Origin of the sequence: Pseudomonas serbiensis (assembly GCF_030580745.1) — a bacterium.
GTDB lineage: Bacteria > Pseudomonadota > Gammaproteobacteria > Pseudomonadales > Pseudomonadaceae > Aquipseudomonas > Aquipseudomonas serbiensis.
Genome location: NZ_JAUQOO010000024.1, coordinates 58,226 through 74,008, shown reverse-complemented (window position 1 = coordinate 74,008; position 15,783 = coordinate 58,226). Strand labels below are relative to the sequence as shown.

At 57.2% G+C, this 15,783-nt stretch carries 16 protein-coding genes; 1 reads left to right on the top strand and 15 read right to left on the bottom strand.

Annotated features, from left to right (window positions below; translation table 11 throughout):
• Positions 1-127 precede the first annotated feature (127 nt).
• The 12 genes from Q6A51_RS24150 to ccoN (Q6A51_RS24095) all read right to left on the bottom strand — a co-directional run bounded on the left by Q6A51_RS24150 (position 128) and on the right by ccoN (Q6A51_RS24095) (position 9,912).
• A complete protein-coding gene (locus Q6A51_RS24150; protein WP_304575893.1) occupies positions 128-655 on the bottom strand; it encodes a FixH family protein in 528 nt (175 codons plus the stop codon).
• A 12-nt stretch (positions 656-667) separates the two neighbouring features.
• On the bottom strand, positions 668-2,083 hold the full coding sequence (ccoG, locus tag Q6A51_RS24145; RefSeq protein WP_304575892.1) for a cytochrome c oxidase accessory protein CcoG: 1,416 nt from the start codon (positions 2,081-2,083) through the stop codon (positions 668-670).
• Positions 2,084-2,273: 190 nt separating this feature from the next.
• Entirely contained in the window at positions 2,274-2,726 is a 453-nt protein-coding gene (locus Q6A51_RS24140) for a type II toxin-antitoxin system VapC family toxin (RefSeq protein ID WP_201006176.1), read from the bottom strand.
• On the bottom strand, positions 2,726-2,977 hold the full coding sequence (locus tag Q6A51_RS24135; RefSeq protein WP_201006177.1) for a type II toxin-antitoxin system Phd/YefM family antitoxin: 252 nt from the start codon (positions 2,975-2,977) through the stop codon (positions 2,726-2,728). Before Q6A51_RS24135 ends, Q6A51_RS24140 begins: the two co-directional genes overlap by 1 nt.
• Positions 2,978-3,128: 151 nt before the next feature.
• Positions 3,129-4,106, bottom strand: a complete 978-nt coding sequence (ccoP, locus tag Q6A51_RS24130) for a cytochrome-c oxidase, cbb3-type subunit III (RefSeq protein ID WP_201019946.1) — start codon at positions 4,104-4,106, stop codon at positions 3,129-3,131.
• Entirely contained in the window at positions 4,103-4,297 is a 195-nt protein-coding gene (locus tag Q6A51_RS24125) for a cbb3-type cytochrome oxidase subunit 3 (protein WP_201019991.1), read from the bottom strand. Before Q6A51_RS24125 ends, ccoP (Q6A51_RS24130) begins: the two co-directional genes overlap by 4 nt.
• A 5-nt stretch (positions 4,298-4,302) precedes the next feature.
• Positions 4,303-4,911 (bottom strand): cytochrome-c oxidase, cbb3-type subunit II, encoded by a 609-nt coding sequence (ccoO, locus tag Q6A51_RS24120; protein ID WP_122320699.1) that lies wholly within the window; start codon positions 4,909-4,911, stop codon positions 4,303-4,305.
• Positions 4,911-6,353: a cytochrome-c oxidase, cbb3-type subunit I gene (gene ccoN, locus Q6A51_RS24115; RefSeq protein WP_304575890.1), complete on the bottom strand. Its 1,443-nt coding sequence runs from the start codon at positions 6,351-6,353 to the stop codon at positions 4,911-4,913. The genes ccoO (Q6A51_RS24120) and ccoN (Q6A51_RS24115) overlap by 1 nt, the downstream gene beginning before the upstream one ends.
• A gap of 361 nt (positions 6,354-6,714) precedes the next feature.
• Positions 6,715-7,665 carry a cytochrome-c oxidase, cbb3-type subunit III gene (gene ccoP / locus Q6A51_RS24110; protein WP_201019944.1) on the bottom strand — a complete coding sequence of 317 codons (951 nt, stop codon included), beginning with the start codon at positions 7,663-7,665 and terminating at the stop codon, positions 6,715-6,717.
• The gene (locus tag Q6A51_RS24105) at positions 7,662-7,865 is read right to left on the bottom strand and encodes a cbb3-type cytochrome oxidase subunit 3 (protein WP_201006186.1); all 204 of its coding nucleotides are present in this window, start codon (positions 7,863-7,865) and stop codon (positions 7,662-7,664) included. The genes ccoP (Q6A51_RS24110) and Q6A51_RS24105 overlap by 4 nt, the downstream gene beginning before the upstream one ends.
• Before the next feature lie 3 nt (positions 7,866-7,868).
• Positions 7,869-8,477 carry a cytochrome-c oxidase, cbb3-type subunit II gene (gene ccoO, locus Q6A51_RS24100; protein ID WP_025259327.1) on the bottom strand — a complete coding sequence of 203 codons (609 nt, stop codon included), beginning with the start codon at positions 8,475-8,477 and terminating at the stop codon, positions 7,869-7,871.
• A gap of 10 nt (positions 8,478-8,487) precedes the next feature.
• Positions 8,488-9,912, bottom strand: a complete 1,425-nt coding sequence (gene ccoN, locus Q6A51_RS24095; protein ID WP_201019943.1) for a cytochrome-c oxidase, cbb3-type subunit I — start codon at positions 9,910-9,912, stop codon at positions 8,488-8,490.
• A gap of 90 nt (positions 9,913-10,002) precedes the next feature.
• Here ccoN (Q6A51_RS24095) and Q6A51_RS24090 point away from each other — a divergent pair, with 90 nt between their 5' ends.
• The gene (locus Q6A51_RS24090) at positions 10,003-10,692 is read left to right on the top strand and encodes an alpha/beta family hydrolase (protein ID WP_304575889.1); all 690 of its coding nucleotides are present in this window, start codon (positions 10,003-10,005) and stop codon (positions 10,690-10,692) included.
• Here Q6A51_RS24090 and Q6A51_RS24085 read toward each other — a convergent pair whose 3' ends face one another.
• The 3 genes from Q6A51_RS24085 to Q6A51_RS24075 form a co-directional block, all read right to left on the bottom strand.
• Complete coding sequence (locus tag Q6A51_RS24085) at positions 10,693-11,151, bottom strand: hypothetical protein (protein ID WP_201019941.1); 459 nt, start codon at positions 11,149-11,151, stop codon at positions 10,693-10,695.
• Between the two features lie 102 nt (positions 11,152-11,253).
• Positions 11,254-13,155, bottom strand: a complete 1,902-nt coding sequence (locus Q6A51_RS24080; RefSeq protein WP_304575888.1) for a hypothetical protein — start codon at positions 13,153-13,155, stop codon at positions 11,254-11,256.
• Between the two features lie 43 nt (positions 13,156-13,198).
• Positions 13,199-15,076 (bottom strand): hypothetical protein, encoded by a 1,878-nt coding sequence (locus Q6A51_RS24075; protein WP_304575887.1) that lies wholly within the window; start codon positions 15,074-15,076, stop codon positions 13,199-13,201.
• Between the last annotated feature and the right edge of the window lie 707 nt (positions 15,077-15,783).

The following is a 15,783-nucleotide window of genomic DNA, read 5'->3' as shown; positions in this document are numbered from 1 at the left end:
GGCGGGGGGGGGGGGGCCCGCGCCCCCGGCGCGCCCCCCCCCCCCCCCCCCCCCCCCCCCCCCCCCCGCCCCCCCCCCCCCCCGCCTCCCACATCATTACCTGCCATGCGCCCGATCTGTTCCCACCTCAATTCTTTCCTTGCAGCGGTTCATCGCCCAGGTTCAGGGAGGCATTGTGGCTGACCTGTTCCTCTTCAAACAGACGCCAGGTCTGGCCGTTTTCCGCACCCAGCAGTTCGACGAAGCGACGGCCTTCGATCCTGTCCTGCAACTGGCCGATGTAGCGACCGGCTTCGGAGGGGCTGCGGGTCAGGAAGATCCGGCGGTCCTTGTCCGGCTGAGTCGGGGAAATCAGGTTCAGTTCCAGGCGTTCAGGCTGGCTGTTGCCGCTCAGGTGCAGTTCGGCTTCGCCTGTCAGGTCGTCCAGGTGAATGCTGGCGCGTACCTTGAGCGTCTGGGCCAGCAACTCGCGGTTGAGCGAGCGGTTGATGCCTTTGCCTGCCTCGTAATAGTTGTCGTTGACCAGATTGTCCGGGTTGTTGACGGCAATGGTCACCATCGCAAGGCTGAGGGTCACCGAGCAGGCCAGGATGCCGATGATGATCCATGGCCAACGGTGCTTGTACCACGGGCTTGAAGCGAGTGCGACTGACATGGCGGGTGTCCCTTAGCGTATTTGTGGGCCGATGAAGCGGCTCCTGGCTTCGACATGGGTGTCGCTGTTGTCGATGTCCTTGAGGATGAAGGTGACCTCGTTGGTGCTCGATGGCATTTTTTCCGGTGCGCTGGACAGCTCCACCGCAATACTGAGGATATCGCCTGCGGCCACCCTGAATTCACGCCGGCCCTGCAGTTTCAGATCCGGCAGGCCGGTCGCATCGAGGACATAGGTGTGGTCGACCTGATCCTTGTTCATCACCTTGAGGCTGTAGACGTTTTCGATGCGTCCTTCGGCATTTTCGCGGTACAGCACGCGGTCCTTGCTGACATCGAAACCCACCAGCGAGCGCATGAAGAAGGCGCTGGTCAGGAAGCCGATCATCAGCAGCAGAACCAGGGCATAGCCAATCAGGCGTGGACGCAGTTTGTGGGTGACCTGACCTGACAGGTTGTGCTCGGTGGTGTAGCTGATAAGGCCACGCGGGTAACTCATCTTGTCCATGATGGTATCGCAGGCATCGATGCAGGCCGCGCAGCCGATGCATTCGATCTGCAACCCTTCGCGGATGTCGATGCCGGTCGGGCAGACCTGAACGCACATGGTGCAATCGATGCAGTCGCCCAGGCCTTGGGCCTTGTAATCCACATCTTTCTTGCGCGGCCCACGGCTTTCCCCACGACGCGGGTCGTAGGAAACGATCAGGGTATCCTTGTCGAACATGACGCTCTGGAAGCGTGCATACGGGCACATGTGAACGCACACCTGCTCGCGCAGCCAGCCTGCATTGCCGTAAGTGGCCAGGGTAAAGAAGCCGATCCAGAAATAGGCCCAGCCGTCGGCTTGCCCTGTGAACAGTTCGATGCTCAGGTCGCGGATGGGGGAGAAGTAGCCGACGAAGGTCAGGCCGGTCACGAAGCCGATCAAAAGCCAGAGGCTGTGCTTGCCGAGCTTGCGCAGGAACTTGTTGGCGCTCATGGGCGCCTTGTCGAGTCTGATGCGTTGGTTGCGGTCGCCTTCGGTGACTTTTTCACACCACATGAAGATCCAGGTCCAGACGCTTTGCGGGCAGGTATAGCCGCACCAGATTCGCCCGGCGTAGACGGTGATGAAGAACAGGCCGAAGGCGCTGACGATCAGGATGCCCGACAGCAGGATGAAGTCCTGTGGCCAGAAGGTTGCACCGAAGATGTAGAACTTGCGCTCCGGCAGGTTCCACCACACTGCCTGATGCCCGCCCCAGTTCAGCCAGACCGTGCCGAAATACACCAGAAACAGGGCAAGCCCGCCCAGCATGCGCAGGTTGCGAAACCGGCCTGTGAAAGCGCGGGTGTAGATGTTTTCTCGCGCGGCGTAGAGGTCGACGGTCTTGTCGTCATTCCCGGGGGGCGGGGTGATGTTGTGTACGGGAATCCGGTTGTTCATTGGGGCGTCCCACGGCAGTGGAAAAGTGCCACAGCCAGTACGTGCCGACTGAGGTCAAGAGCGGTTTCTTATGGCGTCAATGATACGCCTGCCCTTATACCTCACGTCTGCGACCTTTGGTCGCGTTGGGTTCCTTAAACGGTTCGTGTAAGTGATCTGGATCAATTGACAGGCTATTCAATGCCTTTGGTCAGCGTGGTGCCGCTCGGTAAGGTGCCAGTTCTTCGTGCAACTGACTGATCCATGGGTTGAGCACCGTGACACCGCATTGCTCGAAGTCGGTGGTGTTTCGGGTCACCACTTTCATGCCGTGAACCAGGGCAGTGGCTGCGATCAGCGCATCGCATTCGCTGCGCGGGTCGGGAGCATGCAACTGGGCGCAGCGTTTGGCTACGATGGTATCCACGGCCAGGATTCGCCCGGCGAATGCCTTCAATACGTGATGCTCCAGCCATGTGCGCAGTGCCGCGCCCTGAATGGGGTCGCGGCGTTCGATGCGCAATATGCCAGTTTCCAGCTCCATGATCGTGATGGCCGAGATAAACAGGCTGGCGGATGCATGGTTGTTTGCCCAGCGGACGACATTGGCATCCGGGTTTCGCTTTCTGAGTTCGGATACCACGTTGGTATCGAGCAGGAACATCAGGACAGGTCCACGTGGCGAGGTGTGATATCGGCCCGTTGTGGCTCGAATTCGATATCGATGTCTCCTGGCATGGTCAGCATGTCGACGATGCTGACAGAGCTGCCGGTCAGTTTTCGATAGTCCTCGATGGAGAGCAGGACGTGGGCCGGACGCCCCCTGTCAGTGATGAAGACCGGACCGTCGTTCGCAGCCTTCTTGGCCCCGCTGGTGTCCTGATTGAATTCGCGGCTTGAGAGCGTTGTTGTCATGAAGGTGACCTCCTGGAAGCCATGTAGGCATGTTTCTATATTTATGACTCACGCAGTCTATTCGTGTAGAAACGTGACTACAACAAAAAACTCTTGTCCAAATGCAACAGCCCCGCCGAGTGCCGTGCGGGGCTGTATCTGTCGAGCCGGATCACTGAGGCTCGGCGGGTTTCTCCTGACGGGACAGGCTGTAGATGTAAGCGGCCAGCAGATGAACCTTGTCATTGCCTTGGGTCGCTTCCTGGGCAGGCATCTGGCCCTGACGACCGTAGCGGATGGTCTGTTGCAGTTGCGCAAAGCTTGAGCCGTAGATGAATGCACCCGGATGAGTAAGGTCTGGCGCGCCCAGCGCTTGCATGCCTTTACCTTCCGGGCCATGGCAGGCAACGCAAGTGGTCGCGAATATCTTCTGGCCAGCCACCGGGTCAGCCTTGGCGCCTTCAGGCAGTTTTCGACCGTCGAGCCGGGTCAGGATGTAGGCGGATACGTCGCGAACGCCTTGCTCGCCGACGACTTCGCCCCAGGCGGGCATGACGGCATGACGGCCGTTCATGATCGAGGTCTTGATGGTTTGCGGATCGCCGCCCCAGCGCCAGTCGGCATCGGTGAGGTTGGGGAAACCGTAGGCGCCTTTGGCATCCGAGCCATGGCAGACCGAGCAGTTGGAGGCGAACAGGCGTCCGCCCATTTTCAGGGCTTGCGGGTCCTTGGCGACGTCCTCGATGGGCATTGCGGCATATTTGGCGAACAGCGGCCCGAATCTGTTTTCAGCGCGGGCGATTTCCTTTTCCCACTCATGAACGCCGGTCCAGCCTTGCTGGCCATCTGAAAACTGGCGCTGCTTTTCATTGTCCGCATAGTTGTAACCCGGCAGCAGGCCTTTCCAGTTGCCCAGGCCCGGATACAGTGCCAGATAGCCCAGAGCGAACACGATGGTGCCCACGAACAGCATGAACCACCAGCGAGGCAGCGGGTTGTCGTATTCCTCGATGCCGTCGAAGGAGTGGCCTACGGTTTCTTCGGTCTGATCATCGCGCTGGCCTTTGCGGGTTGCCAGCAGCAGCCAGGTCAGGGCGAAGATTGTGCCCAGGGTCAGAACCGTTACATACAGGCTCCAGAACGTGGTCATGCTTTCTTGCTCCCGGCGTTTCTGGCTTCTTGTTCAATATGCTCGGTGGCTTGCGGATCGTCCGCGAACGGCAGCATGGTCGCGTCGTCGAATTCAGCCTTGCGCCTCGGGCTGAATACCCAAAGTGCCAGCCCGATAAAGGCCACCATCACCACCAGTGTGCCCAGACCTCGAATCATTCCGATATCCATCGCGTTCACCGTTTGCTCTTGATGATTGTGCCAAGGCCTTGCAGGTAGGCCACCAGTGCGTCCATTTCGGTCTTGCCTTTCACGGCGGCCTCGGCACCCGCGATGTCTTCATCGGTATAGGGCGTGCCGAGGGCGCGCAGGACTTCCATTTTCTTGGCGGTTTCCTTGCCGTCGAGTTTCTTCTCGACCAGGAACGGGTAGGCCGGCATTTTCGATTCGGGTACCACATTGCGCGGGTTGTACAGGTGAGCGCGATGCCAGTCGTCCGAGTAGCGCCCACCGACGCGGGCCAGATCCGGGCCGGTACGTTTTGAGCCCCACAGGAACGGGTGATCCCAGACGCTTTCGCCAGCCACCGAATAATGACCGTAGCGCTCGGTTTCGGCACGGAACGGGCGGATCATCTGCGAGTGGCAACCCACACAACCGTTGGCGATGTAGACGTCGCGGCCTTCGAGTTCCAGGGCGGTGCGTGGCTTCATGCCTTCGACCGGTTTGTTGGTCACGTCCTGAAAGAACAGCGGCACGATCTGGGTCAGACCGCCAATGCTCACGGCAATGACCATGAAGAAGGCCAGCAGGCCAATGTTCTTTTCGAGTACTTCATGTTTCATCAGTGAGCCCCCGCAACAACGATTCGGGCGGCAGCTTCGGCTTCCTCGGGGTCCGACGCACGTACGGTGCGCCATACGTTCCAGGCCATCAGCAGCATGCCGCTGGCAAAGAACGCGCCGCCGATCATGCGCACGACATAGCCCGGATGGCTGGCCTGCAGGGCTTCGGCGAACGAGTAGGTGAGGGTGCCATCGTCGTTGATGGCCCGCCACATCAGGCCTTGAGTGATGCCATTGACCCACATCGATGCGATGTAGAGCACGGTACCGATGGTGGCAAGCCAGAAGTGCGCATTGATCAGGCCGATGCTGTGCATCTGCGAGCGACCGAAAACTTTCGGGATCATGTGATAGACCGCGCCGATGGAGATCATTGCCACCCAGCCCAGGGCACCGGCGTGGACGTGGCCGATGGTCCAGTCTGTATAGTGCGACAACGAGTTCACGGTCTTGATAGCCATCATCGGACCTTCAAAGGTCGACATGCCATAGAACGCCAGGGACACCACCAGAAAGCGCAGGATCGGGTCGGTGCGCAACTTATGCCAGGCGCCGGAGAGGGTCATCATGCCGTTGATCATGCCGCCCCAGCTCGGGGCCAGCAGGATGATCGACATCACCATGCCCAGTGACTGCGCCCAGTCCGGCAGGGCGGTGTAATGCAGGTGGTGCGGGCCGGCCCAGATGTACAGGGTGATCAGTGCCCAGAAATGCACGATGGACAGGCGGTACGAATAGATCGGCCGCTCTGCCTGCTTGGGCACGAAGTAATACATCATGCCCAGAAAGCCTGTGGTCAGAAAGAAGCCTACTGCGTTGTGCCCGTACCACCACTGGATCATGGCGTCGGTCGCACCCGCGTACGCCGAGTAGGACTTGAACAGGCTGACCGGCAACGATATGTGGTTGACGATGTGCAGCATGGCGGTCACCAGAATAAAGGCGCCGTAGAACCAGTTGCCGACATAGATGTGTTTGGTATTGCGGCGGGCGATGGTGCCGAAGAACACCACGGCATAGGTGACCCAGACAATGGCCAGCAGAATCGCTATCGGCCATTCGAGTTCGGCGTATTCCTTGGTGGTGGTGTAACCCATGGGCAGGGTGATGATTGCGCTGACGATCACCGCTTGCCAGCCCCAGAACGTGAAGGCAGCCATGCCATCGGAAATCAGCCGCGTCTGGCAGGTTCGCTGCACCACGTAATAAGAGGTGGAAAACAGGGCGCAGCCACCGAAAGCGAAAATCACAAGATTGGTATGCAGTGGTCGCAGGCGTCCGAACGTGGTCCATTCCAGATCGAGGTTAAGGTCAGGCCAGACCAGTTGTGCGGCAATGAAAACGCCGAGCCCCATGCCAATGATTCCCCAGACCACCGTCATGATGGCGAACTGGCGGACCACCTTGTAGTTATAAGCAGTCGGGCTGATTGCTGTGCTCATTTCCAGGGTTCCACGGTTCAGTATTTATAGGTATCCAGAGGGCCACGAACCTGTCTACGGCAGATGCCGGACAAGTATTTGCGCTTAAACGATGGCCCTTTGAGGCATGTTCCCGGAGACACTGGAACACTGCCGAAGCGGACCGAAAAAGGCGGGATGGACAGGTCGATGACACATGCTGGTAAATGCGTGAAGCATTCACTTCCCATGACCTGTGACCAGCTAATGCCAGTCCACTGCGGGCAAGCTTAGTCGTGAAAGGCGGGCATGGGAAGTACAGAGCAAGGGCGCGAAACGTGTGCTGAAGAATTGCGCACCCCGTTGCAGGGTGCGCAATTCTTTGTTGCAGCGGGCTGAATCGTTACTGTGACTGCTTTTCCCTGCGCTCGAGTTGATCAGGACTCTGAGAAAGGCTGTACACATAGGCGGCCAGCAATTGCACCTTGTCATTGCCCAGCAAATCGGCCTGAGCAGGCATATGACCCTGGCGACCAAGACGAATGGTCTGTTGCAGTTGCGCAAGGCTGGTGCCGTAGATGAAACCGCCCGGTTGTGTCAGGTTTGGGGCGCCCATCGCTTCGACACCTTTACCTGTAGCACCATGACAAGCTACGCAAGTCGAGCTGAATACTTGCTGTCCGGCGGACAGATTGGCGGTGTCATCGGCAGGCAGCGGCAGGCCGGCCAGAGAGTGGCGAACATAAGCGGCGACGTTCTTGACGCCTTCTTCACCGATTACCGGCCCCCACGCAGGCATGGCGGCGACTCGACCCATCATGATGCTGTTCTTGATGGTGTCGGCACTGCCGCCCCAACGCCAGTTGGTGTCGGTCAGGTTAGGGAAGCCATAGGCGCCCTTGGCATCCGAGCCGTGGCAAACCGAGCAGTTGGAGGCGAACAGGCGTCCGCCCATTTTCAGCGCCTGTGGGTCCTTGGCGACTTCCTCCAGCGGCATGGCGGCGAATCTGGCAAAGATGGGACCGAATCTGGCATCGGCCCGGTCCATTTCCTTTTCCCACTCATGGGCGCCGGTCCAGCCGTTTTCGTAACCGGGCAGGATGCCTTTCCAGTTTCCCAGGCCGGGGTAGAGGATCAGGTAGCCAACCGCGAACACCAGAGTGCCGGCGAACAGCATGAACCACCATTGCGGCAACGGATTGTCATACTCCTCGATGCCGTCGAAGCTGTGGCCCATGGTCTGGTCGGTACTGCCCTTGGTTTCGCCTTTGCGTGTACCGATCAACAGCCAGGTCAGCCCGATCAGGCTGCCGAGGGTCAGCACGCAGATATAGGTGCTCCAGAAGGTGGTCATGGCTGATTACTCCGCACGACAGGTTGTTCCGTTTCAGGTTTCGCGTCAGTGCTCAATGGATGAGGTTCGTCGGCAAAGGGCGCCATGCGAGCCTCGGCGAAATCCGGGTTGCGTTTGCTGCTGGATACCCACAGGGACATCCCGATGAAGGCGATCGCCACTACCAACGTGCCGAGGCCGCGCAAGTCTTGGATGTCCATGGCTCACCTCTTGCTCTTGATGGAAGTGCCGAGCACTTGCAGATAGGCCACCAGTGCATCCATCTCGGTCTTGCCCTTGAGGCTGGCGACTGCGCCGGAGATATCTGCATCGGTGTAAGGCACGCCCAGAGTGCGCATGGCGCGGATCTTGGCTTCGGTATGGCTGCTGTCCACTTGTTGGGTGACCAGCCACGGGTAAGCAGGCATTTTCGATTCCGGCACGACGTTGCGCGGGTTGTACAAGTGGGCGCGGTGCCAGTCATCCGAGTAGCGTGCGCCAACCCGTGCCAGGTCCGGACCGGTACGCTTGGAGCCCCACAGGAACGGATGATCCCAGACGCTTTCGCCCGCCACCGAATAGTGACCATAACGCTCGGTTTCGGCCCGGAACGGACGGATCATCTGTGAGTGGCAACCTACGCAGCCTTCGCGGATATAGATGTCGCGACCTTCGAGTTGCAGCGCTGTGTAGGGCTTCATGCCCTCTACCGGTTTGTTGGTCACGTCCTGGAAAAACAGCGGTACGATCTGGGTCAGGCCACCGATGCTGACGGCCAGCACCATCAGGATCATCAGCAGGGTGACGTTCTTTTCGATCACTTCATGTTTCATGGTCAGCTCCTCAGGCCATCTGCGCGGCAGCGGTGGCTTCGGCCGGGCTGGAGGCCCGTACGGTGCGCCAGGTGTTGTAGGCCATCAGCAACATGCCGACGAAGAAGATGGCGCCTCCGGCCAGCCGGACGATGAAGCCCGGGTGACTGGCTTGCAGGGCTTCGACGAAGGAGTAGGTGAGGGTGCCGTCCTCGTTCACGGCGCGCCACATCAGGCCTTGAGTGATGCCGTTGACCCACATCGAGGCGATGTAGAGCACGGTGCCGATGGTGGCGAGCCAGAAGTGCGCATTGATCAGGCCCATGCTGTGCATCTGTTGGCGACCGAATACCTTGGGAATCATGTGGTACAGCGCGCCGATGGAGATCATCGCCACCCAGCCCAGAGCGCCAGCATGGACGTGGCCGATGGTCCAGTCGGTGTAGTGGGAGAGGGCGTTGACGGTCTTGATGGCCATCATCGGACCTTCAAAGGTCGACATGCCGTAGAACGCCAGGGACACCACCAGAAAACGCAGGATCGGGTCGCTGCGCAATTTATGCCAGGCGCCCGACAGGGTCATCATGCCGTTGATCATGCCGCCCCAGCTTGGAGCCAGAAGAATCAGCGACATCACCATACCCAGCGACTGCGCCCAGTCTGGCAGGGCGGTGTAATGCAAGTGGTGCGGACCGGCCCAGATGTACAGGGTAATCAGCGCCCAGAAGTGCACGATGGACAGGCGATAGGAATAGACCGGACGTTCGGCCTGCTTGGGCACGAAGTAATACATCATTCCCAGAAAGCCCGCCGTCAGGAAAAAACCTACTGCGTTGTGCCCGTACCACCACTGCACCATCGCATCGGTTGCACCGGCGTACAGCGAGTAGGACTTGGTAAGGCTGACCGGAATTTCCAGGTTGTTGACGATGTGCAGCAGCGCTACGGTCAGGATGAATCCGCCGAAGAACCAGTTGCCGACATAAATGTGTTTGGTGGTGCGTTTGGCTACGGTGCCGAAGAACACGATTGCATAAGCGACCCAGACCACGGCGATCAGGATATCGATCGGCCATTCCAGCTCGGCGTATTCTTTTGAAGTGGTAAAGCCCAGAGGCAGGCTTATGGCAGCCAGCACGATTACCAGTTGCCAGCCCCAGAAGGTGAAAGCAGCCAGCTTTGGCAGAAACAGTCGGGTCTGGCAGGTGCGTTGCACAGAATAGTAGGAGCTGGCGAACAGCGCGCAGCCACCAAAGGCGAAAATGACTGCGTTGGTATGAAGTGGACGCAAGCGACCAAAGCTTGTCCACGGCAAGTTGAAGTTGAGCTCAGGCCAAACCAGTTGGGCGGCCAGAAAAACGCCGAGGCCCATCCCGACAATTCCCCAGATCACCGTCATAATGGCGAACTGGCGAACCACCTGATAGTTATAGGCGGTACTGTTAGTTGTGTTCATTTAGGTGTGTATCCCATCCAGCTTGGTCGGGGCCATTACGCACGGTTATAGCTCCGGGTTATTGGCAGACTCATCAGAAGCGAGGCAAGCATGGGCAATGGGCAAGGTGCCTGCATTGACAGGGATCAATGCGTACAACTGGCGCAGGACAACGGCTGGATCTGGACGGCGGCGCAGCCGGGAGCAGGGGATGGCAAGGCAACGCTGATTCTGGCCCATGGGGCTGGTGCGCCCATGGACAGCGATTTCATGAACGACATGGCTGCACACCTTGCTGCACAGGGCGTCAACGTCATGCGCTTCGAGTTTCCCTACATGGCTCAGCGGCGTCTTACGGGGGGTAAACGTCTTCCCAATCCTCAGGGGCAGCTACTCGATTGCTGGCGTCAGGTGCATGAGCGTGTGCGACCTCATGTCGCTGGACGTCTGGCCATCGGAGGCAAGTCCATGGGGGGAAGAATGGCCAGCCTGCTTGCCGATGAACTGAAGGTTGATGCGCTGGTGTGTCTGGGCTATCCGTTCTATGCCGTGGGCAAACCCGAGAAGCCTCGCGTGGCGCATCTGGCCGATCTGCAGACCCCGACCCTGATCATTCAAGGTGAGCGGGATGCATTGGGTGATCGTGAAACGGTGCAGGGATATGAGCTATCCACTTCAATCGGGTTGCACTGGTTACCGACCGCCAATCATGATCTCAAGCCCCTCAAGGTGTCGGGCCTGAGTCATGAGCAGTGTCTGGTTGAGTCTGCGCAGCGGATTGCAGAGTTCCTGCTGGCCTGATCACTTGCAATACACGTCGAAAGAGCCGTCCGTGACCTCGAAATCAACCGCCGAGATACTGAAGCTGAACACCCCTTGCAAACGCTGACTCTGAGGGTCGGCCTCGATCAGCGTGAAAGCACCGGCCTGAAAATGCGCAGAGTGATAAATGACGCTCTGCCAATGCGGGCTTTCGTTGTAGACCACCTTGATGCGCTCATTACCCGGCAGGTCGTAAGTGCCGGGTTCCAGGTCCTTATCGAAAAACAGACCGATGCTGGTCCGTTTATGGCCGACCTTGCCGTCGGCGATTATTTTCCAGATCCAGTGACTGGGCGCCTGTGAAAGCTCCGGGCGCAACGTCAACCTGCCCAGCAGGGAGGAAACCAGTAGCGGTTGCTTGTTGACGCTGACCTTGAAACTGCCTTCGCAAGAGGGAGGGCGCACGAAGCGTTTGGGGGGAATGACAGGGTGGCGCATGGTCTGGCTCTTGGAACGTGACGCGCATAGATGGAAAGAGGGCGTTACGCCTTTCAGGTAACGTAACGCCCCGGGATATTTCAGCCAGGCCGCAGTCGGCTACTAGCGGATAGCGACGCCAAGACTGGCATTGTGATGCAGCAATTTGAAGTCTGCGCCTGTGACCAGATTTTTCACGTAGTACCATTTCCAGCCCATAAGGTTGGAGGCTGCTACCGTGCCGGACCAGTAATTGCCATTGCCCATCGGCCAGCTTCTGCCATAGGCCGTGTGGATTTCATTGAGCTCATAGATGGACGGAATGCGCGCGCCTTGCGCCTCGGCGGCCGTTGCCATCTTTGTGAAGGAGCCCGCACCAACCCCCAGGCAGTGAACGACGCCGGTAACGGTAACCTGATAGCTCTTTATGGCTCCAAGACTGTCAGTGACCGAAATGGTTGCCGTGCCTTTGCCACGTGCAGAGGTCAGGCCATTGCCATCTACCTTGGCCACCAACGGGTCGCTTGAACGATAGAAGTAAGGTGCCTGACCACCGCTGGCTGTGCGTTGGACGGTTGTGTCCGACGGCATGGCTGGCAGAAGGTCGGGATAGCCCGGCAACAGATAGACCTTGCCCTTCAGGGTGACGGGTGAGGTATCGAACTCCAGCTCCTTGCTGATCTTCAGCCACAGTGTCGAAGACAAGGCTGCGGTGCCTGCGCGAGTGACGGTGTAAGTGACGGTCGCTGCGCTGCTGGCCACGATCAGGGATTTGGCGATGGTGAATTGCAGCTCGGTATTGCCTCCCACCACCTGTGACGGCGTGTCGTAAGCCGTTGCGCCTCGCCAGTTGACCACTACGCTATCGCCGGTGCTCATGCCTGTGTAGGACACACGAATGGTTGCACCGGATTCCGGGATTCTTGAGGGAATCACCACGCCATCGGCGCCGACAGTGTCCATGGTGGGAGCAGGCAGTTCTATGTGCGTATCAAGAACCTTCAGGGCCAGGGTTTCAGACTGTTGCACCGTCCCGTTGAGGCGGCTGACGGTATAAAACACGTTGACTGTCTGACCTGCGTTGGCGTTGACCAGTGCTGCCGTGAACACAAGCTCCTGGATCTTGCCCACGTCGGCGGCTGTGATGATTTTTTCCCGGGTATCGCTGCCCTTGGGGCCTTGCCACTGCACTGTGACCCGCTCACCCGCGGCAAGGTTGGCAGTGGTGCCGATCTGTACGGTGGCACCATTGACCGTGTTGGCCGGATCGAGGGTATCGCCTTTGGCTTCTTTTACCGTCGGGATGGGGAGTGGTGATTGTACGGATAGCTGCAGCGTGACGAGCTTCTCCTCCGAGTTCATGGACACATTGCCCGCCTGATCGGTCACGGTGTAGTAGACGGGCGCCTTGATGTCACCAATGGTCTCCAGGAACGATCTGACGAAATCCACATTCACCCGCTGCAATCCCATATCGTCCTTGTTGACCATGGTGATAGGGCCGGGAATCTGATTCCAGTAAGTGCGAATGACATCGCCTTCCTTCATGCCGTTGTAACTGGCAATGCTTCCCCTGAGCACGTTATGCACGCTTTCCAGCTCATCGGAAGTCAGCCCGTCGTCAACGAAGGCCGGGAAGAGGATCGGGCCGAGGTGCGGGTTGCCGGGAGCGGTACGGTCGATTTCGAGGCGCGTTGCTTTTGACGTGTTCATGACCTGGCTTTCCGGGTTTGCCGTCTCATAGGCAACCTTGTGAACACCTTCGGTCAACAGGGCAATGGGAATCTCGAGTGTCAATTCATCGCCGGGCAGATGACTGTCCAGAATCGGTTTCTTGGGACCGGCTGTCATGCCATCCCATAACAGTTGGTAGGTATAGTGGGGCTGAGCACCTTCCCAAACCTTGAGCTTTACAGTGACGGGCCTGTCGAGAAATTCGATGGGCAACACTCCGTTTTCGAGTGCGGCAGGAATTTCCGGTGCTTCAAGTTCTCCTTCTCGACGAGGAGATATAGACGTATTCATATTTATTTCCCTTATTTTATAGCGTGCGGATCGCTCACTATCTTTATTGGAAAGGAGGAATCGGGCAGGTCGGTTGAACCGAATCGAGCATGTTCACCGGCGCACGTGTAACTTTTGAAGTAACAGCACTCTGATTACTGCCTGCTGGCGGTTCAACGCGGAAACTGGCTTCTGCAAAACCCGTGCAGAGAGTACGAAGGTTGCGGTCGGGAACCGTAAAGGTATAACCGTTTGTTACATCGTTTTTATCCAGTGTCCGGTCGGCGGTATAGTTGGAAGCATCAATCGGATTATTGTTTTTATCGAAACCCTTGAAGGTCAAGAACAGTGTCTGGCCTTCGTCGATATTGATATAAGGCGCAATGTGCAGGTCTGCCCCATTGGGGTTGAGAATCGGGGCAATGAAACCCACGTCATTAAGTTTGAAGGGCGGGCCATCAAGACCTTCAGAGCCACCCGGAAGTTCTTCCTTGGACCTGACCGTCACAAGTTGCACCGGGCACTTTACAGGGTTGGGATTCCCGGCACGTGTCACCGTGTAATGCACAGGAATTTCCGCACCGGTTCCTTGTGCCCTCATGATTGCATTATCGATCGGAACAAGAAGGTCCCGTGCGGCAGCGATATCCGTTGCCCTGATTTGATACCATTGGAGCTTTTGTTGATCTCCCCAGAACAGATTCAGGTTATCGCTGATAGCAAAGCCGGTATTCCACTTCACGACCCCCAGGGCATTGAGTTCATAGTCTTCTTCGTCAATGAAGTTGTCCGTGGTGTTGGGGCTTTCCACGCTGGTGCCCTGGACGATAAAGGTTTCCAGCGGTGTTGGAATCGGCAGCGTCAGGAAAACATCAATGATACTGCTCAGGGAAGTACCTGCCAGGTCCAGTTGACGTGTAACTTCGTAGAAGACTTGCACAGAACCCACAGGGTTTTGATTGAGTGTCTCGTAGGGAATACGTAACGAAAGCACAATGTCTTCGTTTTCGTTACCCGGTGGAAGAGCGACCGGAACCAGTGGATTATTCTGCCCCCAGAACAACCTGATCATGTCAAAAGGGCTGGCACCCGGATACTTGGGAATATCCACCTGAACGCCTGCCTGCGCTTCTGCATAATCGATCAGGGTTCCTACTCCGGGGTCGATGATCGGAGCCGGGAAGTTGGCCGGAATATCCTGCAGCTTTAGGGTTATGGGCACAGGATTTGAGTCGATGGATGCGTTGCCTGCCCGGTCGAAAACCTTGTATTTGACCAGTTGTTCCGTTTCTCCCAGGCTTTCCAGAAAGGCACGGGTAAAGGTAATCGCGACCCTGTCCAGGCCCATGTCATCTTCAGTGACGGTGGCTTGCGGGCCAATAGTCGTGCCCCAGTAAGTCTGGACCACATCATGCTTTGCCATGCCGGTGTAGCCGGCAATCTGAACGTCCAGCTTCCCGCCCAGTTGCGCAAGTTCGGCCGCGGTCAATCCATTCTGTACTTCCGGGGGAAACAGGATGGCGCTGAGCTCCGGTTTTCCGGGAGCGGTCAGGTCAATCACCAGATTGAATATATTGGATTCGTTACTGACCTGACTCTCTGGGTTAAATGTTTGATATTGCAGTGTATGCGTTCCTTCGGTCAGGAGGTCAACAGGGATTTCCAGCGTCAGCGGATCCCCTGGTCGCTGAGTATCAAGAATCGTTTTCACTGGGCCTGTTGGTTCGCCATCCCAATAGAGTGCGTAGGTATAACCTGGCTTAGCGCCTGCCCATACTTCCAGGTCTACAATAACCGGATTATTCAATTCGGATATTGGTAAAAGCCCTGGCGTATCTTCATCATGAAAAGCGGCTGCGACATCCGGCGCTTTCAAGTCTGGGTCCTGTATGCGGGGATGATGGCCTGGGATGATGATTGGCGTTTGTGGTTGAGAGTACATGATCTATTCCTTGAAAATGATGTTAAAAATAAGGCCGCCATGGGCCGGATGGTTTTGCCAGCTGGAGAGGTAATATTGGCCAATAGATTCTTTAGCTGCGGAGCTGACGTAATCGTTTTTCTTTAGGTCCGTCAATAGGTGGTGGTAGATATTTTTATGTGTTTGAAAAAAATATTTCAGGTTTATGGTAAGTCTGTAGGAAGTTCTGTAAGACAATTAACCGGTTTATTTAGGAGGCGTCCTACTTTATGGATTTTAATCTGCCATCTTTTGAAGTGAAGCGATAAAGCACTATTTCTGCCTCCATATTCGGGAGTATGAAAGGTGCTTTATAGAAAATATGCTGTAAAAGGAAAGAGTGTTTCCTCTATCGTCATGTCACTGGGTGTGATGATTGCCCTGGAAGTCGGAGCCAGTGATGGTCATGTTCTGGAGGATGAGCCACCTCAGGGCAACCAGGCTTTTATTCCTGTGGACGGAAGAGAAGAAACGGTAGATGCGTTCACGCCGGTTAACTCTTATTCTCTGACTGATGGTGCAACGCTGAATATTGTGCAAGGCGGTGTGGTAGACCATGTGCGTGGCTCGAATTCAACGCTGTTCATCAATTACGGAGCTGTGAATGCTGGCGTCGAGATAAAAGACAGCCGGGTCATTCTGGAGCATGCAACCATCAGGAATGATCTGGATTATGGCATTTCACTCGG